The 6,000-nt window shown below is 49.3% G+C and carries 7 protein-coding genes, 2 tRNA genes and 1 other RNA gene; 4 read left to right on the forward strand and 6 right to left on the reverse strand.

Translation table 11 applies throughout. From position 1 onward, the window contains the following. Nucleotides 1–82 precede the first annotated feature (82 nt). Both RDU59_08880 and RDU59_08885 read right to left on the reverse strand, forming a co-directional pair. Nucleotides 83–159, reverse strand: a tRNA-His gene (locus RDU59_08880). Between the two features lie 11 nt (nt 160–170). After that, nucleotides 171–247, reverse strand: a tRNA-Arg gene (locus tag RDU59_08885). A gap of 163 nt (nt 248–410) precedes the next feature. Between RDU59_08885 and RDU59_08890 the strand changes: the two genes are divergently transcribed. After that, nucleotides 411–1,334 carry a selenium metabolism-associated LysR family transcriptional regulator gene (locus RDU59_08890; protein ID MDQ7838590.1) on the forward strand — a complete coding sequence of 308 codons (924 nt, stop codon included), beginning with the start codon at nt 411–413 and terminating at the stop codon, nt 1,332–1,334. 11 nt (nt 1,335–1,345) lie between these two features. Here the strand turns inward: RDU59_08890 and RDU59_08895 are convergent, their stop codons facing one another. Both RDU59_08895 and RDU59_08900 read right to left on the reverse strand, forming a co-directional pair. After that, nucleotides 1,346–1,888: a TlpA disulfide reductase family protein gene (locus RDU59_08895; GenBank protein ID MDQ7838591.1), complete on the reverse strand. Its 543-nt coding sequence runs from the start codon at nt 1,886–1,888 to the stop codon at nt 1,346–1,348. A 143-nt stretch (nt 1,889–2,031) separates the two neighbouring features. Beyond that, nucleotides 2,032–2,751: a creatininase family protein gene (locus tag RDU59_08900; GenBank protein ID MDQ7838592.1), complete on the reverse strand. Its 720-nt coding sequence runs from the start codon at nt 2,749–2,751 to the stop codon at nt 2,032–2,034. A 155-nt stretch (nt 2,752–2,906) separates the two neighbouring features. Between RDU59_08900 and RDU59_08905 the strand changes: the two genes are divergently transcribed. The 3 genes from RDU59_08905 (at nt 2,907) to ssrA (ending at nt 4,684) form a co-directional block, all read left to right on the forward strand. Then, a complete protein-coding gene (locus tag RDU59_08905) occupies nt 2,907–3,788 on the forward strand; it encodes a PHP domain-containing protein (GenBank protein MDQ7838593.1) in 882 nt (293 codons plus the stop codon). A gap of 80 nt (nt 3,789–3,868) precedes the next feature. Further along, nucleotides 3,869–4,321 carry an SsrA-binding protein SmpB gene (gene smpB, locus RDU59_08910; GenBank protein ID MDQ7838594.1) on the forward strand — a complete coding sequence of 151 codons (453 nt, stop codon included), beginning with the start codon at nt 3,869–3,871 and terminating at the stop codon, nt 4,319–4,321. A gap of 10 nt (nt 4,322–4,331) precedes the next feature. Further along, nucleotides 4,332–4,684: a transfer-messenger RNA gene (gene ssrA / locus RDU59_08915) on the forward strand. A gap of 466 nt (nt 4,685–5,150) precedes the next feature. On the opposite strand, the gene RDU59_08920 is transcribed toward ssrA, so the two are convergent. Together RDU59_08920 and RDU59_08925 are read right to left on the reverse strand one after the other, a co-directional pair. Then, nucleotides 5,151–5,396 carry a CopG family transcriptional regulator gene (locus RDU59_08920; protein MDQ7838595.1) on the reverse strand — a complete coding sequence of 82 codons (246 nt, stop codon included), beginning with the start codon at nt 5,394–5,396 and terminating at the stop codon, nt 5,151–5,153. Continuing rightward, complete coding sequence (locus tag RDU59_08925) at nt 5,368–5,658, reverse strand: BrnT family toxin (GenBank protein MDQ7838596.1); 291 nt, start codon at nt 5,656–5,658, stop codon at nt 5,368–5,370. Before RDU59_08925 ends, RDU59_08920 begins: the two co-directional genes overlap by 29 nt. Between the last annotated feature and the right edge of the window lie 342 nt (nt 5,659–6,000).

Below are 6,000 nucleotides of genomic sequence, written 5' to 3' on the forward strand. Positions count from 1 at the left end.
TCAGGGAATGACTTTAGATTTTGTTTTGTTAAATAAATAAAAAAGGGTTATCCACCATAGGCAGATAACCCTTTGATTTTACTGGGGTGAGCGGAGGGACTCGAACCCTCGACCTCTGGGGCCACAACCCAGTGCTCTAACCACCTGAGCCACGCCCACCATTGAAGATCTGGCGCGCCTGAAGGGATTCGAACCCCTGACCTACGGATTAGAAGTCCGTTGCTCTATCCAACTGAGCTACAGGCGCAGGCTATTACAGCAGCCATCTTTAACAAGATTTTGGCGCCTTGTAAAGACAAAATTCAGCGCCGGCGTCTGCTCCGGTCGCATATTAAAAAGTTATTGCAAGGTGTTCACTTTACCGCTATGGTTACGATCACGCCTAATATCTACGCCAGGGTGAAAAAGCCATGTTTGATCTTCACCAATTAGAAGTTTTCTGCCGCGTCCTGGAATTAAAGAGCTTTTCAAAGGCTGCGGAATCAGTCTATCTTACCCAGCCGACGGTGAGCGGGCATATTCAGGCCCTGGAGCAGTTTTTGGATACGCGTCTCTTTGATCGCCTGGGCAAGGAAGTTGTGCCTACCAGGGCCGGAGAATTGCTTTATAAATATGCCAGACAGATGTTGAGCCTGCGGTCCGAGGCCCGGCGAGAGTTAGAGCTTTTTCTGGGCAGGGTCAAGGGAGAGATGACCATCGGCGCCAGTACCATCCCGGGGGCATATATCCTTCCTGAGCTGATAGGTTCTTTTAAAAAAGAACATAGCGACATCTATATTACCCTGAATATAGCTGATACTACGGGCGTTATAGAAAGCCTTCTGGCGGGAAAGATCGAGATAGGGGTGGTAGGGGCTAAAATAGAGGAAAAGAGGCTCCAGTACCGGGAGTGGGTAAGGGACGAGATGGTGATTGTAGTCCCCTCCGGCCATAAGTGGGCAGGACGACGTTATGTCGAGGCAGATGAACTCAAGAAAGAGGCCTTCGTGCTGCGCGAGCCAGGCTCCGGCACGCGCATGACCAGTCTCAAGGCCCTTGAGAAACTGGGCATGGATGCAAAAGAACTTAACATCATTGCCGAAATGGGCAGCACCGAGGCCGTGCGCCAGGCCGTGAAGGCGGGAATAGGCATTGGTATTTTATCCCGGCGGGCGGTCAGGGACGATATTGCCGCGGGTTCCCTGCACGGACTGAGGGTAAAGGGGTTAGACTTATGGCGTGAGTTTTATGTCGTAGTTCTTAAAGGGCGTACGCTTTCTCCGATTACCGGTTCCTTTCTTGATTTTTTGTTTTTGCGTGCAACCGGTTTTACCGGGGAGGAAATCCCGGCATAATGACTCGCCTCTTATCTCTTTAAGAGTGGCGCCATATCCTTTTCGAGGACATCCATTTTAAGCTCGCCTATGTATCTTTTTATTATATTCCCTTTTGAATCAACAAGAAAACTCACGGGGATGTAGTAGATACCCCCGTAATCCTTACATACCGCATTAGTGCCTATCAGAACAGGGTAGGTAATGCCGGCTCTTTTGATAAATTCGGCCAGGATTTTCTTGCCGGCAGATGTGGTGGCATCGTCAAGCGAGATACTGATAATTTCAAATCCCTTACCCTTATATTTTTTGTGTATAGCAATGAAACCGGGTATCTCGGCCCGACAGGCAGGACACCCCGTGGCCCAGAAGTTAACCAGGACAACCTTGCCTTTAAAATGGCTGAGGCTTACCATGCGGCCATCCAGGTCTTTCAGGGAAAAATCAGCGGCCTTGATGGGCTTTGCCTCTGAATCATGAGCGGTATAAAGCCCGGCGAAAACTAACAGGATAAATGCAAGAGCAACCGACCACCTTATTGAATGTCTCAGATAATGACTTGCGTTGTCTGTCATGTTTTACTCCCTGACGGCTTCGTAAAAAGCCAAATTTTACCGCAGAGGTCGCTGAGAACGCTGAGATAACATATTGAATAGTTTACAATTTTTCTATACGGACTCTGCGCGCTCAGCGGTGAAAAGGTTTTTTTACGAATTCATCACTCCCTGAACTGTTCGATTTTTTCTGCCAGGTTGACGAGTTCGTCCGCTACCGCATATACCAATTTTTTGCCTTTTTCCGTATTGGCCCTGGCCGGGTTGCCCCAGACACCATTCGGCCAGAATTTTCTCTTATTTCTTACCAGGATGGGATTGGGGAATGCCGGATATTCTTCCGGACTTGTGCCCTTGACCCATTCCGGGCGCAGGTAGAGCATGACTGACGTTTCTACCTCTCCGGCGTGCGAATCACCGGCTGTTTCTACAAGACCCCGGGCGGCCCTTCCAACCAGGTCGAGTATGCTCAAAACTGCTATTTTGGCCTCAGGCAGGGCGGAGAGCAATTCCTCTCCGGCATCGGTAATAGCGGCCAGGTGTGTCCCGCCTGCGTGTCCGGAGATGAGGATGAAATTCCTCAACCCCTGGGAATAGAGGGACGTAACGATGTCTATAGTCAGTCTGCGCAGGGTTCCGGCCCTTATGGTGATTGTGCCGGGATGTCCGCTTGTACTGCGGCACAGGCCATAATGGATGGGCGGAGCCACAAAGAGGGGCCTTTTCGAAGATGCGGCCCTGGCTGTTTCGTAGATATGTACGGTGTCTGTAGAGAGGGGCAGGTGGGAACCATGCTCTTCTACCGAGCCATAAGGGATGACGACCGTGCGGGTCTTTTTCAGCCCTTCGACAAATTCAGGCATGGTAATTTCTTCGAGGAGCATAGTGGAATCTTTGTACGAGTAGCTCAGGTCGCAGCAAGATGCTGCTCCTACGGGAATAGGATACTTACGTAGGAGCACCTTCCAGATGCGATCTGTAATGACGCCTTTTTTGAAATCTAATTGACTTTCAGGGGCATGTCAATAATAATTGCCGGATGATTGATTTACACATACATACCATAGCCAGTTCCGACGGACAGCACGCCCCGGAGGAGATATTTGCCCTGGCCGGGAGGCATGGCCTTAAGGCTATTGCCTTTGCCGACCATAACAGCGTGGGCAGTGTGCCGGAAGGGGTTCGCCTGGGAAAAGAGACCGGCATAGAGTTCGTGCCGGCCATAGAGATCAACACCTTCTATTCAGACCTTGACCTGCACCTCCTGGCCTATTTTATCGATTATGAAGGCACATCTGTTCAGGACTGGCTGGCTGCCATACGGGTAGAAAAGGAAAAGCAGGCGCTGGGGAGGATCGCCAGGCTGCAGGAATTGGGTTTTGTCCTCACGGAAGAAGACGTGCGCCGGCATTCGGGCGGTAAGATTCCAACCGGATATTCTTATCTCAAGGCCATCTTGGACCGAAAAGAAAATAAGGAAGATCCCAGGCTCAAGACATATACCGAAGGAAATGGCGCCAGGTCGCCTTACTATCGTTTCTATCATGATTGGCTGAAGGGCGGGAGACCGGTCTACGTGCCCATTGAAGCCCTGGCCACACCCGGCGTCATAAGGCAGGTACTGAAGTGGAAGGCTGTTCCTGTTTTGGCTCATCCCATGGACACGCCGGATGCCATCATTATAGGCCTTATAGAGGCCGGTTTGATGGGTCTGGAGGTCTATAACAGCTACCACAGCGCGGAGCGGGTTAAACATCTCGAGGCCATAGCCGGGGAACACAACCTCCTTATGACCAGCGGCTCTGATTTCCACGGCCGGAAGATGAAGCCGGATATCGAAATGGGGAGATTGCAGGGAAACAAGATGTTCCTCCTTGATGCCCTCAAAGCGGCTAAGGCCCGTCTTGATGCGGCTTCCTGATGTATATTTCCCAGGAGTAGTTCAAGCCGATTGCTTTTTACATGAAATGTATTATTATTTAATCAAAAGGACGTGTATTCTTGAGTGTAAAGGTAGTCTGCCAGAATAAGAAGGCATCGCATGAGTATTTTATCACTGAAAGATATGAAGCAGGTTTGGTACTTACGGGAAGTGAGGTCAAGTCCCTGCGGCAAGGAAAGGCGACCCTGGCCGATGGTTATGCGCAGGTAGTGGGTAACGAGGTCTTGCTGTATAATGTGCACATAAGTCCGTATTCCCATACGCACCATGAGGAGCAGGCCCCAACCCGCACCCGCAAGGTTTTGTTCCACCGGCAGGAGATAAGAAGGCTGATCGGTAAGATACAGGAGAAGGGATTAACGCTCATACCGACCAAGATATATTTTAAAAATGGCTGGGTGAAGGTAGAGCTGGCCCTGGCCAAGGGTAAAAAGTTATATGATAAAAGAGAGAGTATAAAGAGGAGGGAAGAAGAAAGGGAGATAGCCAAGCGCTATCGAGGTCGAAACTGACATATCCATGGGGGGCGAAACGGCTTCGACGGGGATATGGAAGTTTAAGCTGCATACCGAGGTCCTGTTGGCTCGTTAAACAAACAGGAAAAAACAAAAGCAGACAACTGCGAATACGCACTGGCCGCTTAATAGGCCAGCGTCCTTCTGATTCGATCCTGCGGAACTAGAAAGGACGACGGATAGCGGGATAGCATCCCCTCAATCGCCTGCTGAGAGGGGAAGCGAAACTTTATGCGGGCTAATCTCCTGGTTGCCTTGCCCGGGGTGGAACCAGGGGGTGAAATTGAACCCCAGGCTATGTATGTAGATGCTTAAATGGAGTATCTTCGGACGCGGGTTCGACTCCCGCCGCCTCCACCATTTTGATTTAGACAACCCGTTTCTCCGGAGTGGTTCTCCGGGTGAACGGGTTTTCTATTTTCTTCCTGTTTTCAGTCGGAACTTACTCAAAACGACTATGAAAGCTCTGTACGAACGAGAGTCGAGGGCGCTGGTATTGAGCAACTGATTGGATAGAAGGCGGAAATGGATTTATGCAACTCAGGAAACAACGTCGATCTCTAGAATCTTAAAGTCTTCACAGTCGGTATTATCCCGAAAAATTCTGCTGCGCTCAATTCCGCAGCAAATAATATGATGCAGGGCGCCGGGGGCGTCTATACGAGCTTTGCGCGGCATGTTTAATGCCTATATCATAAATAAACAAGAAAAGCATATTTACACGACCGTTGTTCCCTGACCGTCCCCCCTTGTTCCCGTCCCCTCTCCCATTCCCCGCTGCTTGCTACCAGGTTCGACACTGGCGGGCTACGGGGAGTTTCAATCGTTAGGCGCTTTTTTGATTTTTATAGTGTGAAGCATACCAATCTATAACCTGTCTGATCATCTTTTGATACGAGGTGTGCTGTTTCTTTGCTTCTTTTTTAAAAAAATCAATGCTCGATTTTTTCAGGGCAATCGTTACTTTCACGTTTTCCTCTTTCAAGACCAACTGGTCCGGCGGCGGAAGAAAATCCTTAACAACTCTTAACTCACCCATCGGTTCATTCGTGTGCTTTATTTTGCTCTTCATATATCTGCCTCCCTTTTCTCCAATATCCAGTCCCATAAATGCGGATAACATTACCCCGGTACGTAAACCTCACGGTCATTATACCTCCACCGACACGGCCAATGCAGTAAAAGCGTTCCTTCTCTGTACTATGATGCATATCTTCGACTATGATACGGTGAGCATCAAGAAAAGCATGTTGGGCTAACGAAAAAGAGACACCATGCTTAGCCTGATTCTCTTTATCTTTTTTCTCGTCCCATTCAAAGCTGGGGTTGATCATGATAATACTATATTAAAATATGGTGAGATTAGCAATATAATTTTATGGCGATATATATGTATTATATTCGCGTCTGAAGATGAAAGCAAGTGGCGGCGGCGTCGCACAAAGGTGCGCAATCTGCTCAAGCTCGGCACGTCGCGCAACGCTGCCATATCGGTGGGATTAAGTCGCAAAGGCTGCCGGTGTCTATCCCGAACCCTGGCCACACAAACCGGATGACGAATCAATGGCTGAAGGAACAAGGGCTGGTCTCGATCAAAAAACTGTGGGTGGACATTCACTATTCCGCCTTGTATGTTTAGAACAGATGCGTCATTATTATGGCATATAATGCTATGA

The organism is Thermodesulfobacteriota bacterium, assembly GCA_031082315.1.
Taxonomy (GTDB): Bacteria; Desulfobacterota; QYQD01; order QYQD01; family QYQD01; genus QYQD01.